Source organism: Pseudomonas sp. LAP_36 (assembly GCF_019456785.1).
Taxonomy (GTDB): domain Bacteria; phylum Pseudomonadota; class Gammaproteobacteria; order Pseudomonadales; family Pseudomonadaceae; genus Aquipseudomonas; species Aquipseudomonas tritici.
The window spans coordinates 290,437-312,818 of record NZ_JAHZMS010000001.1; the positions used below are offsets into that span (position 1 = coordinate 290,437).

General features: G+C 61.1%; 23 protein-coding genes. 9 read left to right on the forward strand and 14 right to left on the reverse strand.

The genetic code is table 11. The annotated features are described in order from the left end of the window. Positions 1–69: 69 nt before the first annotated feature. Positions 70–303 carry a hypothetical protein gene (locus tag JBO08_RS01440; protein ID WP_065875036.1) on the forward strand — a complete coding sequence of 78 codons (234 nt, stop codon included), beginning with the start codon at positions 70–72 and terminating at the stop codon, positions 301–303. Between the two features lie 164 nt (positions 304–467). Beyond that, positions 468–1,238: a transporter substrate-binding domain-containing protein gene (locus JBO08_RS01445; RefSeq protein WP_065875035.1), complete on the forward strand. Its 771-nt coding sequence runs from the start codon at positions 468–470 to the stop codon at positions 1,236–1,238. A 125-nt stretch (positions 1,239–1,363) separates the two neighbouring features. On the opposite strand, the gene JBO08_RS01450 is transcribed toward JBO08_RS01445, so the two are convergent. The 5 genes from JBO08_RS01450 to JBO08_RS01470 form a co-directional block, all read right to left on the reverse strand. Further along, positions 1,364–2,107, reverse strand: a complete 744-nt coding sequence (locus tag JBO08_RS01450) for a YkgJ family cysteine cluster protein (protein ID WP_065875034.1) — start codon at positions 2,105–2,107, stop codon at positions 1,364–1,366. Positions 2,108–2,215: 108 nt separating this feature from the next. Further along, complete coding sequence (locus JBO08_RS01455) at positions 2,216–2,698, reverse strand: N-acetyltransferase (protein ID WP_065875033.1); 483 nt, start codon at positions 2,696–2,698, stop codon at positions 2,216–2,218. After that, on the reverse strand, positions 2,695–3,597 hold the full coding sequence (locus JBO08_RS01460) for a chemotaxis protein CheV (protein ID WP_065875032.1): 903 nt from the start codon (positions 3,595–3,597) through the stop codon (positions 2,695–2,697). The genes JBO08_RS01455 and JBO08_RS01460 overlap by 4 nt, the downstream gene beginning before the upstream one ends. A 113-nt stretch (positions 3,598–3,710) precedes the next feature. Continuing rightward, on the reverse strand, positions 3,711–4,685 hold the full coding sequence (locus JBO08_RS01465) for a D-glycerate dehydrogenase (RefSeq protein WP_220074582.1): 975 nt from the start codon (positions 4,683–4,685) through the stop codon (positions 3,711–3,713). 213 nt (positions 4,686–4,898) lie between these two features. Continuing rightward, positions 4,899–5,867 carry a LysR family transcriptional regulator gene (locus tag JBO08_RS01470; protein WP_065879589.1) on the reverse strand — a complete coding sequence of 323 codons (969 nt, stop codon included), beginning with the start codon at positions 5,865–5,867 and terminating at the stop codon, positions 4,899–4,901. Positions 5,868–6,049: 182 nt separating this feature from the next. Between JBO08_RS01470 and JBO08_RS01475 the strand changes: the two genes are divergently transcribed. The 4 genes from JBO08_RS01475 to JBO08_RS01490 are packed head-to-tail and all read left to right on the forward strand — an operon-like array spanning position 6,050 to position 10,810. After that, a complete protein-coding gene (locus tag JBO08_RS01475) occupies positions 6,050–7,561 on the forward strand; it encodes an efflux transporter outer membrane subunit (protein ID WP_220074581.1) in 1,512 nt (503 codons plus the stop codon). Positions 7,562–7,571: 10 nt separating this feature from the next. Next, entirely contained in the window at positions 7,572–9,749 is a 2,178-nt protein-coding gene (locus JBO08_RS01480) for an FUSC family protein (protein ID WP_065875028.1), read from the forward strand. Further along, entirely contained in the window at positions 9,739–9,939 is a 201-nt protein-coding gene (locus JBO08_RS01485) for a DUF1656 domain-containing protein (protein WP_220074580.1), read from the forward strand. The genes JBO08_RS01480 and JBO08_RS01485 overlap by 11 nt, the downstream gene beginning before the upstream one ends. Before the next feature lie 10 nt (positions 9,940–9,949). Beyond that, positions 9,950–10,810 carry an HlyD family secretion protein gene (locus tag JBO08_RS01490; RefSeq protein WP_065875026.1) on the forward strand — a complete coding sequence of 287 codons (861 nt, stop codon included), beginning with the start codon at positions 9,950–9,952 and terminating at the stop codon, positions 10,808–10,810. Positions 10,811–10,915: 105 nt separating this feature from the next. Here JBO08_RS01490 and JBO08_RS01495 read toward each other — a convergent pair whose 3' ends face one another. After that, a complete protein-coding gene (locus tag JBO08_RS01495; protein ID WP_017526200.1) occupies positions 10,916–11,317 on the reverse strand; it encodes a hypothetical protein in 402 nt (133 codons plus the stop codon). Continuing rightward, positions 11,314–12,498 (reverse strand): MFS transporter, encoded by a 1,185-nt coding sequence (locus JBO08_RS01500; RefSeq protein WP_065910577.1) that lies wholly within the window; start codon positions 12,496–12,498, stop codon positions 11,314–11,316. The genes JBO08_RS01495 and JBO08_RS01500 overlap by 4 nt, the downstream gene beginning before the upstream one ends. A 111-nt stretch (positions 12,499–12,609) precedes the next feature. Between JBO08_RS01500 and JBO08_RS01505 the strand changes: the two genes are divergently transcribed. Then, on the forward strand, positions 12,610–13,467 hold the full coding sequence (locus tag JBO08_RS01505) for a LysR family transcriptional regulator (RefSeq protein WP_220074579.1): 858 nt from the start codon (positions 12,610–12,612) through the stop codon (positions 13,465–13,467). Here JBO08_RS01505 and JBO08_RS01510 read toward each other — a convergent pair. Both JBO08_RS01510 and JBO08_RS01515 read right to left on the reverse strand, forming a co-directional pair. Further along, positions 13,464–14,276 (reverse strand): SDR family oxidoreductase, encoded by an 813-nt coding sequence (locus JBO08_RS01510; RefSeq protein ID WP_065910575.1) that lies wholly within the window; start codon positions 14,274–14,276, stop codon positions 13,464–13,466. The genes JBO08_RS01505 and JBO08_RS01510 overlap by 4 nt on opposite strands. A 14-nt stretch (positions 14,277–14,290) precedes the next feature. Continuing rightward, positions 14,291–14,755 (reverse strand): multidrug transporter, encoded by a 465-nt coding sequence (locus JBO08_RS01515; RefSeq protein ID WP_065879586.1) that lies wholly within the window; start codon positions 14,753–14,755, stop codon positions 14,291–14,293. Between the two features lie 180 nt (positions 14,756–14,935). On the opposite strand from JBO08_RS01515, the gene JBO08_RS01520 reads away from it, so the two are divergent. Together JBO08_RS01520 and JBO08_RS01525 are read left to right on the forward strand one after the other, a co-directional pair. Further along, on the forward strand, positions 14,936–15,349 hold the full coding sequence (locus JBO08_RS01520; protein ID WP_065875022.1) for a hypothetical protein: 414 nt from the start codon (positions 14,936–14,938) through the stop codon (positions 15,347–15,349). 170 nt (positions 15,350–15,519) lie between these two features. Then, the gene (locus JBO08_RS01525) at positions 15,520–16,002 is read left to right on the forward strand and encodes a hypothetical protein (protein WP_065879585.1); all 483 of its coding nucleotides are present in this window, start codon (positions 15,520–15,522) and stop codon (positions 16,000–16,002) included. Between the two features lie 92 nt (positions 16,003–16,094). On the opposite strand, the gene JBO08_RS01530 is transcribed toward JBO08_RS01525, so the two are convergent. The 5 genes from JBO08_RS01530 to JBO08_RS01550 all read right to left on the reverse strand — a co-directional run bounded on the left by JBO08_RS01530 (position 16,095) and on the right by JBO08_RS01550 (position 22,381). Next, the gene (locus JBO08_RS01530; RefSeq protein ID WP_065875020.1) at positions 16,095–17,546 is read right to left on the reverse strand and encodes a mannose-1-phosphate guanylyltransferase/mannose-6-phosphate isomerase; all 1,452 of its coding nucleotides are present in this window, start codon (positions 17,544–17,546) and stop codon (positions 16,095–16,097) included. A 171-nt stretch (positions 17,547–17,717) separates the two neighbouring features. Next, the gene (locus JBO08_RS01535) at positions 17,718–18,371 is read right to left on the reverse strand and encodes an alginate O-acetyltransferase AlgF (RefSeq protein WP_049709899.1); all 654 of its coding nucleotides are present in this window, start codon (positions 18,369–18,371) and stop codon (positions 17,718–17,720) included. Between the two features lie 16 nt (positions 18,372–18,387). After that, a complete protein-coding gene (locus JBO08_RS01540; RefSeq protein ID WP_065875019.1) occupies positions 18,388–19,572 on the reverse strand; it encodes an alginate O-acetyltransferase in 1,185 nt (394 codons plus the stop codon). Between the two features lie 11 nt (positions 19,573–19,583). Beyond that, entirely contained in the window at positions 19,584–21,125 is a 1,542-nt protein-coding gene (locus tag JBO08_RS01545; protein ID WP_065875018.1) for an MBOAT family protein, read from the reverse strand. A gap of 146 nt (positions 21,126–21,271) precedes the next feature. Continuing rightward, positions 21,272–22,381: a mannuronate-specific alginate lyase gene (locus JBO08_RS01550; protein ID WP_083207046.1), complete on the reverse strand. Its 1,110-nt coding sequence runs from the start codon at positions 22,379–22,381 to the stop codon at positions 21,272–21,274. Position 22,382 lies beyond the last annotated feature (1 nt).

The following is a 22,382-nucleotide window of genomic DNA, read 5'->3' on the forward strand; positions in this document are numbered from 1 at the left end:
CAGGTATACTTCCTACCTATGTGATCCTTCACTTGGCCCACATCATCTTCTGCATGCCCCGGAGCTTTCATGAAATCCCCGACACACACACCTGTTGAAGCGGCCGACCTCGTCGATTCGGCCAACGCCGACGGCGTTGAAAAAGCCGAGATCCCGGCGTTCAAGTTTCCCTTCAAACCGGGTGAACTGGGTGGCAGCAAGAGTGACGCCCAGCCTTGGTACAAAAACGGTGCCAAGAACGGCCACACCAAGACCCCTGGCATGGCGCCGCCGGGTACTCGTCGTTCGATGGGTAAACGTTAGGAATAATCTGCAACACGCCTTGCAGGATGCAACCTACAGTGCCCGCTGAAATTTCCGCTTGTAGGCTCGCGATCGTTTCTTGAAAGCTTGCACCGCTTCTGTTCGGCCTCGACTTTTTACCGAGGCTGGATAGAGGGCGCTCTTTCCGGAAAAGGATGTTTCCTGTGGCCCTGATACAGCTCTGTGTAGCGCTTGCCCTGTTGCTCGCGGTGGATGCCGTTGCTGGCATTGATCAACCGCGACGCGAAATCCGCTTCGCCGTTGCCGCGCAATTCCCCCCCTTCCAGAGCCGTAACCCGCAAGGGCAATTGGTCGGTCTGAATATCGAGCTGGGCAATGCTTTGTGCCAGCAGTTGAATGCGCGCTGCACCTGGGTCGATCAGGTGTTGGTCGAAAACTTCGAAGACCTTGATGCCCGCCAATTCGATGCAATCATGGGGATCGCGCCCACGCCCAAGCGACGGCGCTGGGTGAGCTTCAGCGATATCCTCTACCCCTTCACCACGCGCCTGGTCGCGCATCGAACCTCAGGCCTGATGCCAACGACGGCGTCGCTCAAGGGCAAGCGCGTTGGCGTATTGTTGGGCAGCAATCGTGAAGCCTTTGCCCGGTCGCAATGGGCGCGCAACGGGGTGATCATCAAGAGCTTCTGGCTCAACGACGAATTGGTGCGCAGCCTGGTGGCAGGTGATATTGACGCCACTCTGCAGGGCACCGTGGAAATCCGCAACGCCTTGCTCGACACGGTCGCAGGTGCGGATTTCGACTTCCTGGGCCCTGCCGTGTCTACCGAACTGCTGGGCGAGGGCGTGGCGATTGCACTGCGCAATACCGACACAGCGTTGCGTACGGAGCTTAATCGCGCCCTTGAACAACTTATGCACAACGGCGAGTATCAGCGGATTCTTGCGCCTTACCGGCTGGATGCACCGTGAGCGTCCACAGGCCCAGCATGCTGGCGTCGCACTGGAGGGTGCCAGCCAGCGCGTCACAAATCACGGCGCTTGTGGTGAAAGGACCATCACTATCGCGGGCTTGCCCGCGATGAGGCCGGAACAGTCTAAGCTGCCCGCAACGAAATAAACGCATAGTTGGCCGGCACCTCAGTCGCAACCCGCGCGCCGGCATCCAGCACCTGTTCGGCGATGTCCAGGCCCGACACATGGAACACCCACTCGCTGGCCACGGGTGGCTGATTCGCTGCGGACTCAAGCGCCTGGCCAAATGCGCCCATGTCCGGCAGGTAAGCGGTAAACCCATCCCCCTTGAGCGCCGTGGTCCGTATGCCCAGCAAGGCGCACACCGTTTCCTTGGTCTGCACGTCATCGCGATCGGCCTGACGTGAACGGCGGATCAACTCAGCCAGCTCCAGGTCCATCAACTCACCGCCTACGATCAGCGCAGGGCCCTGTTCCCAGGATTCCGGTGGGCAGTCCTTGGCGGCAGGGTTCAGCGGGATGTGCGGGTTGATCTCCATCGGGTAGATGCGGCACACCAATGGCCGGCGTTCATAGATGCGGCACAGGTTGTCTTCGTCAAGATTCCGGCAGCGTCCGGCGTTGTAGGCAGCAAAGGTGATCGCCACAAACGCCTCGGTGTTGCCGCTGGGTACCACCACCGAACGGCGCTCGGCATGTTCGCGTTGCTGCTGGGGCAGGCCCAGGCCATTACCCAGGAACCCTTCCACCAGGACGATGACGTTACCGCCGTCCGCCGCCCACAGGCGGGCCTCGTCGAGTGTCAGGGGGACGTGATGGTCGGTGCAGCATTTACCGCAACCGACGCAGGAAAAGTGGGTGTTCATGGCAGATCTGTCACCAGGCTAGGTCAGAGGGCACGCAGGAACGGTGACGGGTTTTTACCTCTGTTCACCGTTCAGGCACTCTGGAAGCAAGTTATGCGCCAGCGACTGTCAGTCGTCTGCGACCACATCCCGTAGGACAAATACCATGCCTGCGCTTTCATACAGTTGCCGGGCACGCAGGTTGCTCTCCAGCACCTTGAGGTCCACGTAGGGTTCGCCGCGCTGCTTGAATACCTGGAAGCTGTGCAGCAACAACGCACGGCCCACTCCCTGGCCCTGGGCGCAAGGGTGTACGCACAGGTTCTTGATAAAGGCGCTGGTCCAGCACTGCGCCACGCCGAGAATGCCCTCGCCGCTGCTGGCCACCAGGCACAGCGTGGGGTCGAACTCGGCATCGCTAGTGAATTGGCGCTGCCAGGTTTCCAGGTTGGGAACGCGGCCGCCGCCCTGGTCCTGGGTCATGCGCAACACCGCGTGAATCGCCGGGGCGAGGTCTGCGCGGTAATGATCCAACTGTGTATTGGCCGGCCACTGCGGTGCGGGCAGGCTGCCCCTCAGGTCGCGGCGCAGTAGTTGGAAATACTCGGTCACAGACTCTGTTGCGCCACGGTTTTGGCGGCCACTACCAGGCACTTGGTCAGCTCGGGCGAGGAAAACTTGGTCAGCACCGAGTTGGCCCCGGCCAGACGGGCTTTTTCGCTGTTCATCGCGCTGTCCAGGGAGGTGTGCAGCAACACATACAGGTGCTGGAAGTCCGGGGTTTCACGCAGGGTGCGGGTGAGGGCGTAACCGTCCATTTCGGACATCTCGATGTCCGACACCACCACATTGATCTGCTCGGCCGTGCCTTGCAGCTCCAGCAGCACATCGATGGCTTCCTTGGCACTGCGCGCAGTGTGGCAGGTGAGGCCGAGGTTGCGCAGGGTGTGCACCGATTGCTGCAGGGCGACCTGGCTGTCATCGACCACCAGGATCCGCGCATGGCCGAGTACTTCAGCTTCTTCCATGGTCAGGTCGGTAGGCGCCACTTCGATCGGAGCCGGCGCGATACCGTGGATGACTTTTTCGATATCCAGCACCTGCACCAGGCCGCCTTCCACCTGGGTGACTCCAGTGATGAACGCGCGGTTACCGCCGGAGCCATAGGGCGGCGGGCGGATGTCGGTGGTCAGGCAATGCACGATCTTGCTCACCGCCTGCACATGCAGACCCTGCTTGGAACGGCTCACATCAGTGACGATCAGGCAGCCGCCGTTGGGGTCTTCAAGGGGCATTTCGCCCAGGGCACGGCTCAGGTCGATCACTGCCAGCGAGGCACCGCGCAGGGTGGCGATGCCTTTGACGTGCGGGTGAGACTCCGGCAGCTTGGTCAGCGGCGGGCACGGAATGATTTCGCTGACTTTCAGCAGGTTGATGGCCATCAGCTTGCCGCTGCGCAAGGTAAAGAGCAGAAGCGAAAGTGAGTCTGCGCGGGCTTTGGTGGTGGACATAAAAACCTTCTGTGGATCAGGGAGGACGATCTATGGAAGGTTATCGACTTGGGGGAGCCAGGCTTTAACCGTATTTTGTGTGGTACATGCCCCGCTCCCACAGGGCATTTGTGTCAACCCTTCCAGACTCGCGGGTTCACCAGGTCCTGCGGACGTTGGCCCAGCAGGGCGCTGCGCAAATTGTCCAGGGCGCGGTTGGCCATGGCTTCACGGGTTTCATGGGTGGCCGAGCCAATATGCGGCAGGGTCACGGCATTGCTCAGCTGGAACAGCGGCGACTCGGCCAACGGCTCTTGCTCATACACATCCAGCCCGGCGCCACGGATGCGCTGGGTTTGCAGCGCTTCGATCAGCGCCGGCTCGTCGACCACCGGGCCTCGGGAGATATTGATCAGGATCGCGCTGGACTTCATCAACCCCAGCTCGCGGGTGCTGATCAGGTGGCGGGTCTTGTCGCTCAACGGCACCACCAGGCAGACGAAGTCCGCCTCGGCCAGCAGTTCATCCAGGCTGCGAAATTGTGCGCCCAGTTCCTGCTCCAGCGCCGGCTTGCGGCTGTTGCCGCTGTACAGGACCGGCATGTTGAAACCCAAGCGCCCACGCCGTGCCACGGCCGCGCCGATATTGCCCATGCCGACGATGCCCAGCGTCTTGCCATGCACATCGCAACCGAACAACGGCGCGCCCACGCTGGCTTTCCACTGGCCGGCTTTGGTCCAGGCGTCCAACTCGGCCACGCGGCGGGCGCTGCTCATCAGCAGGGCGAAGGCCAGGTCGGCGGTGCTTTCGGTGAGGACGTCGGGGGTATTGGTGAGCATGATCCCGCGCTCGTTGAAGTACGGCACGTCATAGTTGTCGTAGCCCACCGACACGCTGGACACCACTTCCAGGTTGCCCGCACCTTCCAACTGCTCGCGGCCCAGCTTGCGACCCACGCCGATCAGGCCGTGGGCGTGGGGCAGGGCTTCATTGAATTGAGCGTTGATATCGCCCAGCTTGGGGTTGGGCGCAATCACCTCGAAATCCTGTTGCAGGCGTTCGATCATTTCCGGGGTGACACGGCTGAAGGCGAGGACAGTCTTTTTCATTGCAGGCGGGCTCATCGACTACGGAAGAATGCCAAGCACGCTAACATTATTGAGTATTGTTGTGCGAATTGAGGGGGCTGTAGTGAGCGGGCTTGCCCCGCGCTGGGTGGCGAAGCCGCCCTAAAACCTAACACCTCGTTCTAACTGGAGAAATTTGGTGCTTGGGTTGGGGCGGCTTCGCCACCCAGCGCGGGGCAAGCCCGCTCACTACAATCAGTTCGCCATTCGCGCGCCGCTCAGGCTGCCACTCAACTCATACGTCACCAACTCCGCCTGGTGCGCTGCCAGAATTTCCGGCAGCGAGCCGCGCAGGTATTCCACCCAGGTTTTGATCTTCGCATCGAGGTATTGGCGCGACGGGTAGATGGCGTACAGGTTCAACTCCTGGGAGCGGTAATTGGGCATCACCCGCACCAGGGTGCCGTTGCGCAAGCCCTCGATGGCCGCATACACCGGCAGTAAGCCGATGCCCATGCCGCTGGTGATCGCGGTTTTCATCGCATCGGCCGAGTTCACCAGGAACGGCGAGGTGTTGATCGCCACGCTTTCCTGGCCTTCGGGGCCGTTGAAGGTCCACTTGTCCAGCTGGATCACCGGGCTGACCAGGCGCAGGCAGGCATGGTTGAGCAGGTCATGGGGGCGATGCGCGCAGCCCTTGGCCTTGACGTAATCCGGCGAGGCGCAGGCGATGCTGTAGGTGATGCCCAGGCGCTGCGACACGAAACCCGAGTCCGGCAGCTCGCTGGCGAGCACGATCGACACGTCATAGCCCTCGTCGAGCAAGTCCGGCACGCGGTTGGCCAGGGTCAGGTCGAAGGTCACGTCCGGGTGGGTACGGCGGTAGCGGGCGATGGCGTCAATCACGAAATGCTGGCCGATGCCAGTCATGGTGTGCACTTTCAGCTGCCCGGAAGGGCGCGCGTGGGCGTCGCTGGCTTCGGCCTCGGCTTCTTCGACGTAGGCCAGGATCTGCTCGCAGCGCAGCAAATAACGCTTTCCGGCTTCGGTCAGCGCAATGCGGCGGGTGGTGCGGTTGAGCAAGCGGGTTTGCAGATGGGCCTCAAGGTTGGAGACCGCGCGCGACACGTTGGCCGTGGTGGTATCCAGGTGCACGGCGGCGGCGGTGAAGCTGCCGGCTTCGGCCACGCAACTGAAGGCGCGCATGTTTTGCAAAGTGTCCATGGAGAGTTCTCAGGGGAGATGCCAAATTGTGACAGAAAGTTACGCCGTCCAGTGATCCCTACCAACGGATTATCGCTTGAACGGTAACAAAGATTCACAGGAATGCCAGCTTATCGTCCTCCATGCCGCCGCCTAGAATTGCGCCACCTCTCCCCGCACCACCACCTCAGGAATTCGCAGCAGTGCCGCGTCGCATCAACAGAGAGTTGAAGGCTCTCAGTGTTTGGGCTTTATCGTTAGCAATCAGCGGCTGCATCGGAACCGGAGGAATCGCCCCCCAAGGCCAGTCCCTCAACGCCAACAACCTGGCCACCGACGAAGCGATCCAGAGTGCCGCCAAGGACGCTCATTGGCCCACCGCGCAATGGTGGCGGGCCTACGGCGACCCTCAACTCAGCCGCTGGGTCGACCTCGCCACTCAAAACAACCCGAGCATGGCCATGGCCGCCGCACGCGTCCGTGAAGCACGGGCGATGGCCGGGATTGCCGAGTCAGCCGAGTCGTTGCAGGTCAACAGCGACACCACCCTCAAGCGCCACAACTGGCCGAAGGATCAGTTCTACGGTCCCGGTGAATTGAGTGGCGCCAACACCTGGGACAATAATTCGTCCCTCGGCCTGAGCTATGCCCTCGATCTCTGGGGCCGCGAAAGCAATGCCTCCGAGCGTGCCGTCGACCTGGCGCATATGAGCGCCGCCGAAGCGCGCCAGGCCCAGCTCGAATTGCAGAACAACGTGGTGCGCGCTTATATCCAGCTGTCCTTGCATTACGCCAATCGCGATATCGTCGCGGCCACCCTGGCGCAACAGCAGCAGATTCTCGACCTGGCCAACAAACGCCTGAACGCCGGGATCGGCACGCACTTCGACGTCAGCCAGGCTGAAACCCCGCTGCCGGAAACCCACCGCCAACTGGACGCCCTGGACGAAGAAATTGCCCTGAGCCGTAACCAGCTGGCGGCGTTGGCGGGCAAAGGCCCGGGGGAGGGCGCGCGATTGCAACGCCCGACACTGTCTCTGGCCGCACCGCTGACATTACCCTCAAGCCTGCCCGCGCAATTGCTCGGCCAACGCCCGGATGTGGTCGCCAGCCGCTGGCAAGTTGCCGCCCAGGCGCGTGGCATCGATGTGGCCCACGCCGGCTTTTATCCCAACGTGGACCTGGTCGGCAGCCTCGGCTACGTGGCCACCGGCGGCGGCATGCTAGCGTTCTTGGCGGGCAAGAAATTCAACTACAACGTTGGCCCGGCGATCACCTTGCCGATCTTCGACGGCGGTCGCTTGCGTGCGCAACTGGGTGAGGCCAGTGCCGGATATGACATCGCGGTGGCGCGCTATAACCAAACCCTGGTGAATGCGCTCAAAGGCATCAGCGATCAATTGATCCGCCGTGAATCGATGGATAAGCAATCCTCTTTCGCCGCGCAATCGGTGGCCTCGGCGCAAAAGACCTACGACATCGCGATGATCGCCTACCAGCGCGGCCTCACCGACTACCTCAATGTGCTCAACGCCCAGACCTTGCTGTTCCGCCAGCAGCAGATCGAGCAACACGTACAGGCCGCACGCCTGACCACCCACGCCGAACTGGTGACCGCTCTTGGCGGCGGCATCAAAGCCGGCGACGACGTACCGCCAGATACCAAGACCCTCCCGAGCAAAACCCCGGCGGCGCTCGCCGTGTTTGATCACTGAGTAGGATGTGATGACCCCCTTGCCTGCACCGCTGCGCTGGCTGCATTCCCTTGAGTGGCGCCGTGGTTTTTTCGACTGGGCACGCAGCGACGGCGTGACCTGGGTGTATATCTTCAAGGTGCTGATCGCCGCGTTCCTCACGCTGTGGTTGGCCATGCGCCTGGAGCTGCCGCAACCGCGCACGGCAATGATCACCGTGTTTATCGTGATGCAACCGCAGAGCGGCCAGGTGTTTGCCAAGAGTTTCTACCGCTTCCTTGGCACCCTGACGGGGTCGGCGGTGATGGTGTTGTTGATTGCCCTGTTTGCGCAGAACACCGAACTGTTCCTCGGCGCGCTGGCGATCTGGGTCGGCGTCTGCACCGCCGGTGCGACGCGCAACCGTAACTTTCGCGCCTACGGGTTTGTACTGGCCGGCTACACGGCGGCGATGGTCGGCTTGCCGGCCCTGGCCCACCCGGACGGCGCCTTTATGGCGGCGGTGTGGCGCGTGCTGGAAATCTCCCTGGGGATATTGTGTTCCACGCTGGTCAGCGCGGCGATCCTGCCGCAAACCAGCAGCGCCGCCATGCGCAACGCCTTGTACCAACGTTTTGGCGTGTTCGCGCTGTTTGTCACCGACGGCCTGCGCGGGCGCAGTAAACGGGACGGTTTCGAGGCCAGCAACGTCCGGTTTATCGCCGAAGCGATCGGCCTGGAAGGGCTGCGCAGCCTCACCGTGTTTGAAGACCCGCACATGCGCCGGCGCAACGGTCGGCTGAGCCGCCTCAACAGCGAATTCATGAGCATCACCACGCGGTTCAACGCCTTGCACCAGTTGCTTGAACGCCTGCGAACCGATGACGCCGATCATGTGGTCGCCGCCATCAAGCCCGGCCTGCAAGACCTTGCCGAAGTGCTCGATGGCTTCTCCGGTCGCGCGCTCACCAGCCCTGACGCAGCGCGCCTGGTGGCTCATCTGAGCGCCTACAAGGACGGCCTGCCGGCCAAGGTCCGCAGCCTGCGCGCGACCTTCCAGGAACAGAGCCCCAGCGAAGCCGAACAGCTGGATTTCCATACCGCCTACGAGCTGCTTTACCGCTTTGTCGATGACCTGCACAACTACGCGCAAACCCACGCCTCCCTCGCGGATCACAGCCATGCGCGCGAGCAGTGGGACGAAACCTTCATACCGAAAACCAACTGGCTGGCCTGCGCCGCCTCAGGGATTCGTGCGTCATTCATCTTGATCGTGCTCGGCAGCTATTGGGTCGCCACCGCCTGGCCCAGCGGCGCCACCATGACCCTGATCGCCGCCGCCACCGTCGGCTTGTCCGCCGCCACACCGAACCCCAAGCGCATGGCATTCCAGATGGCGTGCGGCACCTTGATCGGCGCGCTGGTGGGTTTTGTCGAAATGTTCTTCGTATTTCCCTTGATCGACGGCTTCCCGCTGCTCTGCGTGATGCTCGCCCCGGTGATCATCTTTGGGGCCTTCCTCGCTTCACGCCCGCAATACGCGGGTGTGGGCGTGGGCCTGCTGATCTTCTTCAGCACCGGCTCGGTGCCGGACAACCTCACGGTCTACAACCCCTACACCTTTATCAACGACTACATCGCCATGGTCATCGGCATGCTGGTGTGCGCGGCGGCGGGGGCGATCATCCTGCCGCCCAACAGCCGCTGGCTGTGGCGCCGCCTGGAGCAGGACCTGCGTGAGCAAGTGGTGTACGCGATCAGCGGCAAGCTCAAGGGCCTGGCCTCGAGTTTCGAAAGCCGCACCCGCGACCTGCTGCACCAGGCCTACGGCCTCGCCGTCGGCCAGCCACACGTGCAGCGCGACCTGCTGCGCTGGATGTTCGTGGTGCTGGAAGTCGGCCACGCGATCATCGAGTTGCGCAAGGAACAGGCGATTTTGCCGGTGCACCCGGCGTACGCCGAATCCCAGCCCTGGCGCCAGGCGATCCGCGTGATGGGCCGCTCGCTGGTGCGCTTGTTCCTGCAACCCAGCGCGAGCAACCTGGAGCGTGGCCTGATCGCTGTGGACCACGCGATCAGCCGCGTGCAGGCCACCGACGAACCCTTCGCCCCGCACTTCGATACCTCGGCGCTGCGGCGGGTGAAAAGCTACCTGCATTTTATCCGCACCTCATTGCTGGACCCGCAATCGCCGCTCGCTGCCCTCAAAGGATCCCCGAATGCCCCGTGAAATCGCCTTCCACGGCGTGTACATGCCGACCATCACCCTGATGTTCCTGATCGCGGCCGTGCTGGCCTGGGCGCTGGATCGCTGCCTGGCCGGGTTCGACCTGTACCGTTTTTTCTGGCACCCGGCGTTGCTGCGCCTGAGCCTGTTCGTTTGCCTGTTTGGCGCCCTGGCGCTGACCGTCTACCGTTGAGAATGCCCCGATGAAAAAGTTTTTCAGCCTGCTCGCGACCTTGCTGGTACTGGCCTTGGCGATCTGGATTGGCCGCACGCTGTGGGTGCATTACATGGAGACCCCGTGGACCCGCGACGGCCGCGTGCGTGCGGACATCATCAACGTGGCGGCTGACGTTACGGGTGAAGTGGTCGACGTGCCGGTGCGTGACAACCAGTTGGTGAAAAAGGGCGACTTGCTGATGCAGATCGACCCCGAGCACTACCGCATCGCAGTCAAGCAGGCGCAATCGTTGGTGGCTTCGCGCAAGGCCACTTGGGAAATGCGCAAGGTCAACGCCCACCGCCGCGCCGACCTCGATGCGCTGGTGATCTCCAAGGAAAACCGCGAAGACGCCAGCAACATCGCCGATTCGGCCTTGGCGGATTACCAGCACGCTCTGGCGCAATTGGAAGCGGCCGAACTCAACCTGAAACGCACTCAAGTCGTCGCGGCGGTCGATGGTTATGTCACCAACCTGAATGTGCATCGCGGCGACTACGCGCGCATCGGCGAAGCCAAGATGGCTGTGGTGGATATGAACTCGTTCTGGGTGTACGGGTTCTTCGAAGAAACCAAGCTGCCTCACGTTAAAGTCGGTGATAAGGCCGACATGCAACTGATGAGCGGCGAGACGCTGAAGGGGCACGTGGAGAGCATTTCACGCGGCATCTATGACCGCGACAACCCCGAAAGCCGCGAGCTGATTGCCGATGTGAACCCCACCTTCAACTGGGTGCGTTTGGCGCAGCGGGTCCCAGTGCGCATTCATATCGATGAAGTGCCGGAGGGGGTGTTGTTGGCGGCGGGGATTACTTGCACGGTGATTGTTGATCAAACACGCAACTAAAATGTGGGAGCGGGCTTGCTCGCGAATACGGTGTGACAGTCACCTAATCCATCGACTGACCCAACGCCTTCGCGAGCAAGCCCGCTCCCACATTTATCGACCCTGTCAGGCTTTGATAAAGGTCTCATGCAGGTGACGCCACAACAGCGCGCCACTGGCCTGCTTCTCGAACACCACCGTGGCGCGGCGGTCCGTCTGCGTGCCGCTGTCATCCACCTGATGTTCACGATAAGTCACCGTGGCGCCACGCGCATGCCGGTCAATCCCGGTCATCTCGCTCAACGTGATCTTCAACCCCGGACGCATGCCGCCCAAACGCGTGAACAGGGCGTTGACCCCGGCGGTATTGACCCGTGTGCCGGTCGCCGGGGCAACCATGCTGAATTCCGGAGAGAAGCGCGCGAGCAAGTTCTGCAAGGTGCCCTCTGGCGCAACCCCGGCAAACCATTGCTCGATCTCGACGTGGGTCTGGATCACTTCTTCAAAAAAGTCGCTGTAATCAATCATCGGTGAGGCTCGCTGGCAGGGTGGAGCAATGCGCGCACTCGGGACGTGTCCAGGCGCAGCACTGCAAAAAGAGGCAGCAGGGTCAGGGCTGCTGCCATCGTGAAGGTAATGGCGAAAGAATCCAAGGCCGACAACAATCCACTCAGCAGCGCGGCGCCCAGGCAGAAGCTCACTTGCCGATTGATGTTCCACAAGGCGCTGGCGTGGCACATGCGTTCGGCGGGGATATCGAGAAAAGCCAGGGTTTGCGCGGTGCTGCTGCACAGGCTGCCGCCCAAACCCATCAACAGATAGGCCGGGATAATCAGCGCAGGCTCGTTCAGCAACAGAATGCCGATGCATTGCAGCGCCATGCCCGCCAGCAACAACGGCTTCGGCCCGCAACGGTTGAAGAGCTTTTTGCTGAGGTAAATTGCGACTGCCGAGGCCAGCGCCCAGGGCAGCATCAGCGCACCGGTGTGCGTGGCGTCATAGCCGAGGCCGCGCAGGTAGAGGATGGCGATCAGGCTGGTGCCGATAAAGACGCCGGGAATGCACAGATAGATCAGCATGGCGACCCGCAACATCGGGCTGCCGATCTGTTTGAAAATACTGCTCACGTCCAGGCCCGGCCTTACAGTTGTGGGCGCGTCGGGTTTTATCCACAGCAGGGCCAGCAGCAGTGTGATCAGCGCCAGCGGCAGGTTGGCGTAGAAGATCCAGCGCCATGACAGGCTGTCGACAATCAAACCGCCCAACGCTGGGGACAACGCGGGCACCAACAACGCCACTGACATCACCCGCGCCGTCAGTTGGCTGCGCTCAGCGGCAGGGAAGTGCCGGTAAGCCATGGCCTGCCCAACGGGAATCAGCAGGCCACCGCCCAGCCCTTGCAGGCCGCGCCAGCCGATCAGCGTTTCAATCGAACTCGCCTGGCCCACCATCACCGAGGCTCCGGCGAACAACAGCAGGCTGGCGGCGATCAAGGCTCTTTCTCCCATCATCGCGGCCAGCCAGACGCTGAGCGGAATGATCACCGTCAGGCCGAGCATGTAGGCGTTGCTGATCCACGCCAGTTGCGTGACCGAGGCCTGCAGGTCGCGGGCGATATCCGGGTAGGCGACCGTGGCGACAAACATATTCACCAAGTCCAGGGCGAAGCCTAGCAAAAAGATCCAGGCGACTTTCGAGCGGTAGGTCATGGGCGCAATCCTGCGAATGAAGCGGGCAGGGTAGGAGGGATGCAGTGTTTGGTATACGTCGGTTTGCCTGTTAGTTTGTCAAAAATATTTTGACAAAGGAGCGCGCTGCCGATGGTCAGCCTGGACCGATTCGACACCTTCAAGGCCGTGGTCGAGGCCGGCTCGCTGACGGCTGCGGCTGATTTGCTGGGGCAGACCCGCGCCGTGGTCAGCTTCAACCTCAAACGCCTGGAAGCCGAGTTGGGCGTGACCCTGTTGACCCGCAACACCCGCCAATTGGCGCTGACCGATGCCGGCGAACGCTTCTACCTGCGCTGTACGCGTATGCTCGAAGAGGCGCGGCTGGCGGTGGAAGAGGCGCGCTCGGAGCATGCCCAGCTCAAAGGTTCGTTGCGCATTACCACCACCATGGAATACGCGTTGGCCGTGGTCGTTCCGGCTATCGAAGCTTTCCGCCGCTTGCATCCGGACTTGAATATTCACTTATCCACCTCCTCGACCCATGCAGATTTGATCTCCGAGCGTTTTGACGTGGCGATCCGCCTGGGACGTTTGCTGGATTCCAACCTGCGCGCGGTGCAGTTGTCGACGTTCGAGGTGTTTGCCGTGGCGGCGCCAGCGTTAGCAGGGGTTAGCACCCTGGATGAATTGGAGCAGATGCCCAGGTTGGGCCATGGGCGGCTGACCGAATTGACGGTGACCGACTCGGCGGGCGTCGAGCATCAATACCGCACGGGGCACACCACCCTCGTGGTTGACAGCGCCGCAGTCCTGCAAGCCTTCGCCGTGCGCGGGCATGGCGTGGCGGTGTTGCCCCAATGGCTGGTCAAAGACGATCTGGACGCCGGCAGGTTGGTGCGCCTGTTGCCGGACCATCGCTTCGCCCCGCAAGGGGTCTACGCACTGTATCCGGACACTCGGCATTTGCCGCTGAAGGTGCGGGCGTTTATTGATTTCATGAAGAGCTAAAGCGAGCCGGCGAGCCCGAAGCGCTTCTTGAGTACCTTCTCCAGCAACCCCTTGGGCAGTAACGCCGCCATCAACGGCAATGCCCGGCTGCCATTGCCCGAACGCAGCAGGCGTGGCGGTAGATCTTGTTGCACAGCCTTCAGCACATCCGCCGCAAACACGCTGGCCGGTGTGGGTTTGTCCTGGGAGGCCTGGCTGCGCGCACGGATGCCGTCGCGCAACGGCCACCAAGGGGATTGCTCATTGATCAACAACTCGGCCTGGGCCCCGGCGTTTTTCGCGAAGTGGGTGTTGATGGCGCCGGGTTGCACTTCCATCACGCGCACGCCAAACGGCGCCAGTTCCATGCGCAGTGCATCGCTCAAGGCATGTACGGCGGCTTTTGACGCGCAGTAGGCGCCGGCAAACGGCGTGACCAGCACACCGGAAACACTGCCGATATTCACCACCAGGCCTTTACTGCGCCGCAGGGCCGGAAACAACGCTTGGGTCACACCCACGATAGAGAACACGTTGGTCTCGAATTGGCGCTGCATGGCTTCGGTGCCGCCGTCGAGTAACGGACCCATGGCGCCATAACCGGCGTTGTTGACCAGCACATCCAATTCGCCCAATTGTTCGGCCAGGCGCTGCAAGGCGGCGCTGTCGTTGACGTCCAGTTCGACGGCATTAAACCCGGCGGCGGAAAGGGCGGCGACGTCTTCCGGGCGGCGGGCGCTGGCCCACACCGTGTAGCCGGCGGTTTTGAAGGCATCCGCCAGGGCACGGCCGATGCCGCTTGAACATCCGGTGATCAGTACGTTGGGCATGGGTCAGTCCTTTGTCAGTCCGAGAAACTGCCTTGCAGGTGCTCGGCACGAAATTCGAGGGTTTGCGGGCGGTAGCCGGCGCGTAGAGGCGGTGTGGGCAGGCAATCGTCCCAGGTGGCGCCGGCCTGCAACTCACCCGGTCCGCGATAGCGCGGGGCGGCGTAGACATTGTCGGCGAGGTTGACCGTGTCGCCCGGCGCATAGGCGGCGACGCGCCACCGCAGCTCGGTGAGGGGCACGTCGTTGCCGTTGTTCAGGGTCAGTTTGAGCGGCCGGTCGGCCGGGCATTCTGCGGCGGCATAGGTGATGCGCAGTTCCAGTCGGGCTAATTGAGAGGCTTCGCGGTTGTCCAGCCATACCACCCAAACGGCGACCAGACCCAGGCCAACGGCGGCGGCCAGCGACACCGGCAAGGCCTTGGCCGGATAGCGCAGCAACAGGATCAACCAGGTGATGATCAATAGGACGCCGAAGAACATGATGACAACCTCATAAGCAGATAAAACATCCTACCTGCGGGGTGGCCTCGGTGCCTATCGCGGGTAGCGGTTTTCGTTTACAGGGAACCTGATAACTCATTTTCTCCACAGAGCCAGCATAGGGAAATGCCAACTACCCAGGAGGGTTATCAACCGCAGTCTGATTAAGTGAGAAAAACTATGATTGCAGCAGCCCTTCTTGCGCCGGCCGTCACCTCCGCCCTGGCGTCGGCGGTGACCTCTCTCATCACGGCTCAGCGAGCACCAGCGCCGAATACGGCTGGAGCGTCCAGGCAAACGAACGAAGAGCCGGGTTCACGCCCGTCTGGTCGTATGCAGAATCAGAAGCTTACAAACTTGGGGCAAACCTTGCTGCAAGCGCCTTCAGCAGATCTGCGCAACAGCGGTATGAACGCCAGGCACGCCAAGGGATTTGGTATTGCCATGGGCGGCATGGCAACCCAGGAGGCTGGGCAAACACTGGTCACCAGCGGTGGGACGTTGTCCAAAGTCCTCGGCGCCGCGATGATCGTGGGAGGCAAGGTTGCCCAAGAGTATGGTGCCGACACATTCGATCGCGCCAGTCGTAGGTAACGGCAATCAAAACCCAGGATTGCGTCTGTTCAGCAGCCGCAAAGCACGACCTGGGTGTGTGGGCATTTCCTTTGATACGGGAACCGGTTTCGAGCTTTTTCCCACAGAGTTTGAGCACGGAGTTGCGCGCTAAGCCATGAAGGAACTCAACCGTAGACTTACGAAGTGAGATGTTCTATGACCGTATCAAATACCCTCGCCCCTGTACCGACGCCTTTGTCTCGCTGGCATCCACGCCAGCGCCTGCGGTGTTGGGAACACCCAATCAAGTGCCCAAGCAAGAGGTCAGCTCGAACGGGTTACCGCGTATGCAAAACCTGGGGCTTACGAATCTGCGCCAGACACTCATGCAAGGCATCAGCAATCGCGTCAATTCGCAGTTTTCAACGGCGCTTCACGTTAAAGATGATTCGAATAAGGGTAAGGTCGCCGGGGTCGCCATAACGGTGGCAGGTGCGGCGATGCAGGGGGTTGGCGCGAGAGTTGCGACCAATGGTGGCGCAGGTGCGAAAGTTTTCGGGGGGGCTATGGTCTGGGGCGGCAGGACTATGGAGGAATATGGCAAGAAAAAATATGACATTGCGGGCACCAGCACTAACAATACGGGCAATTACAATGCCTATTCCCCGAGTAACTGGGGCGGTCGCGCATAGGCTTGAACGGCCTGTGAACTAAAAAGCCCCCGCCCAACCGGCTGCGGATAGGGGACGCAGTCGGCTGGACGGGGGCTTCTTGTACGACTGTTTTACTGCGCGATAGTTTTCACCGACACGCCACGTTCAACTGGCGTCGAGCGGCCGTAGATATCTTCAAATCGTTCGATATCGTCTTCGCCCAAGTAGCTGCCCGATTGTACTTCGATGATCTCCAACGGGATCTTGCCTGGGTTACGCAGGCGGTGCACCGAAGCGATCGGGATGTAGGTGGACTGGTTTTCGGTGAGCAGGAACACGTTCTCGTCACAGGTCACTTCGGCCGTGCCGCTGACCACGATCCAGTGTTCGGCGCGGTGGTGGTGCATTTGCAGCGACAGGCATGCGCCCGGCTTGACCGAAATGTGTTTGACCTGGAAGCGGCCGCCCATGTCCACCGAGTCGTAGGAGCCCCACGGGCGATAGACTTCACAGTGGTTCTGGGTTTCAGTGCGGCCCTGGTCGTTCAGGGTGTTGACCATCTGCTTGACGCCCTGGACCTTGTCCTTGTGGGCAATCATCATCGCGTCCTTGGTTTCAACGACCACGATGTTGTCCAGTCCGATCACCGACACCAGTTTGCCGTTGCCGTGGATCATGCAGTTGCGGCTGTCCTGGATCACCACGTCGCCTTTGCTGACGTTACCGTGGACGTCTTTGTCGTTGACAGCCCACAGCGACGCCCAGCAACCCACGTCGCTCCAGCCGGCGCTCAGCGGAACCACGCAGGCGCGCTGGGTTTTTTCCATCACAGCGTAGTCGATGGAGTTGTCCGGGCAGCAGGCGAAGGTGGCTTCGTCGAAGGACACGGTGTCGGCATCTTGCTCGCTGCGTTCCAGGGTCAGCACGCAGGTGTCGTAGATGTCCGGATCGTGCTTTTTCAGCTCTTCGAGGAAGCGGCTGGCGCGGAACAGGAACATGCCGCTGTTCCAGAAGTAACCGCCGCTTTTGACGAACTCGACGGCACGTTTTTCATCGGGCTTTTCCACGAACTGTTGCACGCGGCTCACGCCTTCGGGCAGCAGCGAATCAGCCGTGGACTTGATGTAGCCATAACCGGTTTCCGGACGGGTCGCCGGCACGCCGAACAACACCATCTCACCACGCTCGGCGGCTACGGTAGCCAGTGCCAGTGCACGCTGCAGGGCTTTCTGGTCGTCGATCACGTGGTCGGCCGGCAGCACCAGCATCAGTTCGTCGCGGCCTTCGTTGACCAGCATCATCGCGGTGAGGGCCACGGCCGGCGCCGTGTTGCGGCCGAACGGTTCCATCAGGATGCGCTGGCATTCCAGCTTACGGGTCGCCAGTTGTTCGTTGACGATAAAGCGATGGTCCTTGTTGCAGACCACGATCGGGGCGTCCATGCCTTCGAACACCAGGCGTTCCAGGGTTTGCTGGAACAGCGTGTGTTCGCCGGTCAGGGCCAGGAATTGTTTAGGAAACTGTTTACGGGAAAGCGGCCAAAGACGTGAGCCGCTACCACCGGAAAGGATTACTGGGATCATGTGTTTCTCCTTGAATCAATTTGGGTCAGAGCTACGAAGGTTTGTCGTTTCACTCTTGTTTTTGTCTCGGTCCCTGTGGGAGCGGGCTTGCTCGCGAAGGCATCACCTCGGTGCATCTGACAAACCGAGTCGTGTGCATCGCGGGTAAGCCCGGCTTCCACAGGGAAATAATTAGCGGGTCGACACGGGGCGTTTCACCCAGACTGGCGACAGGCTCGAACCGGAACCCGTGACGTACAGCACGGCGGCTTCACCGCGCTCCAGCGCCACTGGCTTCAGGTCGCTGACTTTCTTGTCGCCGTCATACAAGGCCAGGCTCACTTTCACCGGGTTGATTTCGCGCTCGCCGCGGCCTTTGGCAGCCACGGACTTGACCACGTCGGTCTTGCCGTCAGCGGTTTTCAGGGTCAGGGCCTTGTCGCTGAGGTTCTGCACGCGCACCAGGGACTTCTGCTTATTCTTGAACGGTGGTTCTTCGATCAGCTGTGGCTGGCCGCTGCCGTTGTTGACCAGGGTGTAGTAGTGGTCTGCGGCGAGTTTGACCGGCACGGTCTGGCTGCCTACCTTCGCGCTGTAGTCACCGCCCGGCATGAAGCTGAAATCGCTGCTCGCCAGTGGCGCGACTTCGCTCAGGTTGGTGCTGCCAACGGTGGCGCTGACTTCTTGATTGGAGGCGTTGTAGACGCGCACGAAGCTCGAACCTTTCGGTGCGACGGGGCCGTACAAGGCAGCATCACCGGCGAAGGCCGACATCGAAGCGATGCTCATGCCAGCGGCGAGGGCCAAGGTTTTGGCGAGACGACGCGGAGTAGTAGTGAAAGTCATGTGAGTTACCTCTCTTTCAGTTTTGCGCCCGGTCGGGCGTCTCGGATTTTGGGTTTTTAGCTGGGGTGTTCAGTGCCATGTTCTGTTGGCGCGTACCGGCTTGTTTAAGTTGCGCAACCCACTTAGGGTCGGCATCGCCGATTTCGTTGTTCACGGGCAGATAACGTTCAGGAAACTCCCAGATCAGCACCTGTGGCGGGCTGTTCTTGAAGTCATCGCTTTTGAGGTAGCTGAGCATTGGCAGGATCGGGCCATGGCCGTCTTCGGCGTAGCTGACTACGTCGCTGCCCAGGGCTTGCTTGAGGGCGCCGACGAAGTTCCAGTTGGGGTTGGCGCTGTAGCTGGTGCCCACCAGTGCCACCGGGGTTTCGCTGTCGCTGAACAGCGCGTCGTCACCTTTGGTTTCGGCCAGGTGCGTGACGCGTTTTTCCAGCGGCTCTTTAGGTGGCATCAGGTTTTCGAACAGCGGGTCCAGAGGCAGGAACAGGCGCAGGTCGCCTTTGTGCGGCTCGGTTTTCTCTGCTTCGGTGACAAAGCGCTGTGGTTCGCCGCTCAGCGGGGTCTTTTCGGTAATCGTCTTAGCCAACTGCTTGGCGGCAATTTCAGCACCGTCCGGCGTCCAGTGCGTGTCGGTGCGCAGGAACACTTGCTTGCCAGCGAGCTTGGCCTGTTGCAGTGGGCCAAGCAGGTCGGGGGCGATGATCTTGTCGGCGGCGACACGGGCGTGGAAGTCCTGGTACAGGTTGGCGTGGATGCTGGCCGGTTTCACTTCACCCAGGTGTTCCGGGTACAGGCGCACCTTGGCCGGCACGATCGCCATCACCAGCTGAATGCCCTGCGCCTTAAGCTTCTGGCGTACGCCTTCGACCAGCGCGTAGTTGCCTTCAAGGTTCTGGTCTTCGTTGACGGCGGGGTTGAACTCCTCGTCGCTGTACAACCAGTGATCGCGACCCAGTACCACGCCAGGGCGACCTTCATTGAACAGCTTATAATCCAGCGCTGCCCACAGGTTGGTGCCCAGGCGTTTGATCGGGAACTCTTCGTCGTAGTGCGTCTCGACAGCCTTGGTCCAACGGCCGTTGAGCACGGTTGCGTCGGCATTGGTGCTGAAACCGAAGAAACTGCGCAGTGACCAGGCACCCAGGGCCAGCAGCACCACCAGGAACAGGCCGATATAGAGGACGCGTAATGAACGGGTCATGGTCGGCTCCCTCAGAATTGGAAGTAAAGGAACGGCGAGAAACTCTGCGCCGACAATTTAAGAATCGACGCCACGAACAGCAGCAGCACCGCAGCGCGCATGGCGTAGCGTGGCCAGTCAGCGGTCCAGTAGGCCGGTTGCACGGCGGCATCTTGGCCCACGGTGAAGCCGGGCTCGTGGATGCTGCCAGGGTTGTCGCCCGGTACGGCCTTGATCAGGCTCGGGTCGGCTGGCTTGGTCTTCTCGGTTTTCTCGGCAGGGCGATTGGTGTAGAAGTCGCGCAGGCCAAAAAACGCCAGGGTTGCATAGGCCACCACCAGGGTTGCTACTTGCAGGCCGGTGAGGTTGGCGCGGTTGAGTTCCGACAGCGACCACTCGCCAAAGCTGAACATCGCACCGTACATACGGCCGGCGACGTGCAGGTTTTCGGCGCGGAAGATCACCCAGCCCATCACCACCAGCAGGAAGGTAAAGGCCCACCGTACGGGGTTGAAGCTGCGCGGCGAGGTGTTGAGGCCGATGGCTTTTTCAATCGCTAGCCACATGCCGTGCCAGGCACCCCACACGATGTAGGTGATGTTCGCACCGTGCCACAGGCCACCGAGCAACATGGTCAGGAACAGGTTGCGGTAGGTGGTCAGCGTGCCTTTACGGTTGCCGCCCAGGGTGATGTACAGGTAGTCACGCAGCCAGGTGGAGAGGCTGATGTGCCAGCGACGCCAGAACTCGGTGATCGACTGGCTGATGTACGGCTGCTTGAAGTTTTCCATGAAGCGGAAACCCATCATCAAGCCCAAACCAATCGCCATGTCGCTGTAGCCGGAGAAGTCGAAGTACAGCTGTGCGGTGTAGGCCAGCGCGCCGAGCCAGGCATCGCCCGTTGTCGGGTTTTGCAGGGCGAAGCAATGGTCGGCCACCACCGCCAGGGTGTCGGCGATGAAGACCTTCTTGATGAACCCCTGCATGAACCGCGTGCAGCCCTCGGAGAACTTGTCGAGGGTGTGGGTGCGGTTGTTGAACTGGTCGGCCAGGTCGCGAAAGCGCAACACAGGGCCGGCAATCAAGTGCGGGAAGATCGCCACGAACGCTGCAAAGTCGATGAGGTTGCGCGTGGCCGGGGTGTCGCCACGGTACACGTCGATGATGTAGCTGATGGACTCGAAGATGTAGAACGAGATACCGATCGGCAACAACACGTGGGTCAGGATAAACGGCTCCAGGCCCGCCGACTTCATCATCACATTGATGCTGTCGACGCCGAAGTTGGCGTACTTGAAGTAGCCGAGGATGCACAGGTCGACCACCACGCCCAGCAGCAGCCAGCGCTGGGCCGGCTTGGTGCGCACGCCTGCCGCACCGACCTTGAGGCCGATCCAGTAGTTCCACAGCGTCACCGCGGCGAACAGCGCCAGGAAGTCCACTCGCCACCAGGCGTAGAACACGTAGCTGGCCAGCAGCAGCAGCAGGTTGCGATAGCGTTGCCCGCTCAAATAGTACAAGCCGAGAAAGATCGGCAAGAACAGAAACAGGAACACATTGGACGAGAAAACCATCCCGATCTCTCCATGTTTAACCAACAGTCAAGGGCCAGAGCCCCCCCAAACCCCCCCACGATTTCGCGAGGGGGCGGTACTACATTCCTACTGACGAAACCGGTTCAAACTGTGGGAGCGGGCTCCCACATTTGAAGTGCGTTTCGTCAGCTACCTTTGTTGCCCTTTTCATGCGTCGGGTCGTACACCTTGGTCAGGTCACCCCCGAGGCGGAACGTCTTGAATGGCTGCATCCCGTGTTTGCGCTCGATCACATCCGGCGCACAGGTGTAGAGGGTGCAGAACGGCTCAAGCCAGGCATATTTCATGTCTTCCTTGAGGTCCTTCATGTCTTGCTCTTTGCCATTCTTCTGTTCGAAGATTTCCGGGTCTTTCACCCCGGCCAGCACTTTGTCGCCCAGGCGCTTGAGCGCGCTGTTGTTTTCCTGACGCAGATCAACACCGTTGACCAGGGCAAAACTGGCGATCATCGACAGCGGCGGCAGGGCGTAGTTGTGGTACGACAAGGCGCGTTGCTGGCGCTTCAATTCGTTCGGCAAGAAGCCCTGGTCATCGACCTGGTTCACGCCGACCTTGTATTCCTTCACCGCCCAATCAAACAGGTCGCGGCGGTTGGTGGCGACGGACGTTGCCATCACCGACCAGGCGGCCCAGTAGGAGTGGTTGTTGGTTTTCTCCAGCGGCAGGTTGTCCCAGTCGCTTACTACCTGATCGGCCAGTTTGTTGAACCAGGCTTCGATGATTTGCGATTCCTGCTGGTGGTTGGCCAACGGGTGCGAATCGGAGAACTTCAGGCGTACATAGGCCGACGCCATGCTGCCCAGCGCCCATTTGCGCATGGACTTGCCGGTGTGGTTGAAGTCCTTGGACATCAACGCATCCGCCTTGGCCCAGCTCGTGAGCCAGTTGAGGGTGCATTCCAGCTGCTCCGGACGACCGTCGCGCATGAACTGCATCACGCGCTTGCTGGTGTCTTTTTCCAGCTTGGTGATATCAGCGGTGCTGTCGCGGAAGGCTTTTTCGGATTGCACATTCAGCGTGGAACGCGCCTTGTCCGAACCTTCGTACTTGCTGCGAAATTGCAGCGAGCCGGTGTACGGCGCCGGCATGGCGTCGCAGTCATTCTTGAAGTCGCCGGTCTTGAAGGCTTCAATCGGTGCGAAATAACCCTGGGGCGGACGCAGTGGCGCGGCGGCGTTAACGGAGCCGGCGAACATCGCCAGGCCGAGTAACGTAGGGATCAATAACTTCTGCATA

Excerpts from the sequence above, each read along its gene's own strand:
- JBO08_RS01485 (WP_220074580.1), top strand. The coding sequence starts at position 9,739 with ATGCCCCGTGAAATCGCCTTCCACGGCGTGTACATGCCGACCATCACC.
- JBO08_RS01520 (WP_065875022.1), top strand. The coding sequence starts at position 14,936 with ATGATTGCAGCAGCCCTTCTTGCGCCGGCCGTCACCTCCGCCCTGGCG.
- JBO08_RS01460 (WP_065875032.1), bottom strand. The coding sequence starts at position 3,597 with ATGTCCACCACCAAAGCCCGCGCAGACTCACTTTCGCTTCTGCTCTTT.
- JBO08_RS01500 (WP_065910577.1), bottom strand. The coding sequence starts at position 12,498 with ATGACCTACCGCTCGAAAGTCGCCTGGATCTTTTTGCTAGGCTTCGCC.
- JBO08_RS01525 (WP_065879585.1), top strand. The coding sequence starts at position 15,520 with ATGTTCTATGACCGTATCAAATACCCTCGCCCCTGTACCGACGCCTTT.
- JBO08_RS01515 (WP_065879586.1), bottom strand. The coding sequence starts at position 14,755 with ATGTTCTTCGGCGTCCTATTGATCATCACCTGGTTGATCCTGTTGCTG.
- JBO08_RS01540 (WP_065875019.1), bottom strand. The coding sequence starts at position 19,572 with ATGACCCGTTCATTACGCGTCCTCTATATCGGCCTGTTCCTGGTGGTG.
- JBO08_RS01490 (WP_065875026.1), top strand. The coding sequence starts at position 9,950 with ATGAAAAAGTTTTTCAGCCTGCTCGCGACCTTGCTGGTACTGGCCTTG.
- JBO08_RS01550 (WP_083207046.1), bottom strand. The coding sequence starts at position 22,381 with ATGCAGAAGTTATTGATCCCTACGTTACTCGGCCTGGCGATGTTCGCC.
- JBO08_RS01450 (WP_065875034.1), bottom strand. The coding sequence starts at position 2,107 with ATGAACACCCACTTTTCCTGCGTCGGTTGCGGTAAATGCTGCACCGAC.
- JBO08_RS01510 (WP_065910575.1), bottom strand. The coding sequence starts at position 14,276 with ATGCCCAACGTACTGATCACCGGATGTTCAAGCGGCATCGGCCGTGCC.
- JBO08_RS01470 (WP_065879589.1), bottom strand. The coding sequence starts at position 5,867 with ATGGACACTTTGCAAAACATGCGCGCCTTCAGTTGCGTGGCCGAAGCC.
- JBO08_RS01480 (WP_065875028.1), top strand. The coding sequence starts at position 7,572 with ATGACCCCCTTGCCTGCACCGCTGCGCTGGCTGCATTCCCTTGAGTGG.
- JBO08_RS01535 (WP_049709899.1), bottom strand. The coding sequence starts at position 18,371 with ATGACTTTCACTACTACTCCGCGTCGTCTCGCCAAAACCTTGGCCCTC.
- JBO08_RS01530 (WP_065875020.1), bottom strand. The coding sequence starts at position 17,546 with ATGATCCCAGTAATCCTTTCCGGTGGTAGCGGCTCACGTCTTTGGCCG.
- JBO08_RS01495 (WP_017526200.1), bottom strand. The coding sequence starts at position 11,317 with ATGATTGATTACAGCGACTTTTTTGAAGAAGTGATCCAGACCCACGTC.
- JBO08_RS01465 (WP_220074582.1), bottom strand. The coding sequence starts at position 4,685 with ATGAAAAAGACTGTCCTCGCCTTCAGCCGTGTCACCCCGGAAATGATC.
- JBO08_RS01505 (WP_220074579.1), top strand. The coding sequence starts at position 12,610 with ATGGTCAGCCTGGACCGATTCGACACCTTCAAGGCCGTGGTCGAGGCC.
- JBO08_RS01440 (WP_065875036.1), top strand. The coding sequence starts at position 70 with ATGAAATCCCCGACACACACACCTGTTGAAGCGGCCGACCTCGTCGAT.
- JBO08_RS01545 (WP_065875018.1), bottom strand. The coding sequence starts at position 21,125 with ATGGTTTTCTCGTCCAATGTGTTCCTGTTTCTGTTCTTGCCGATCTTT.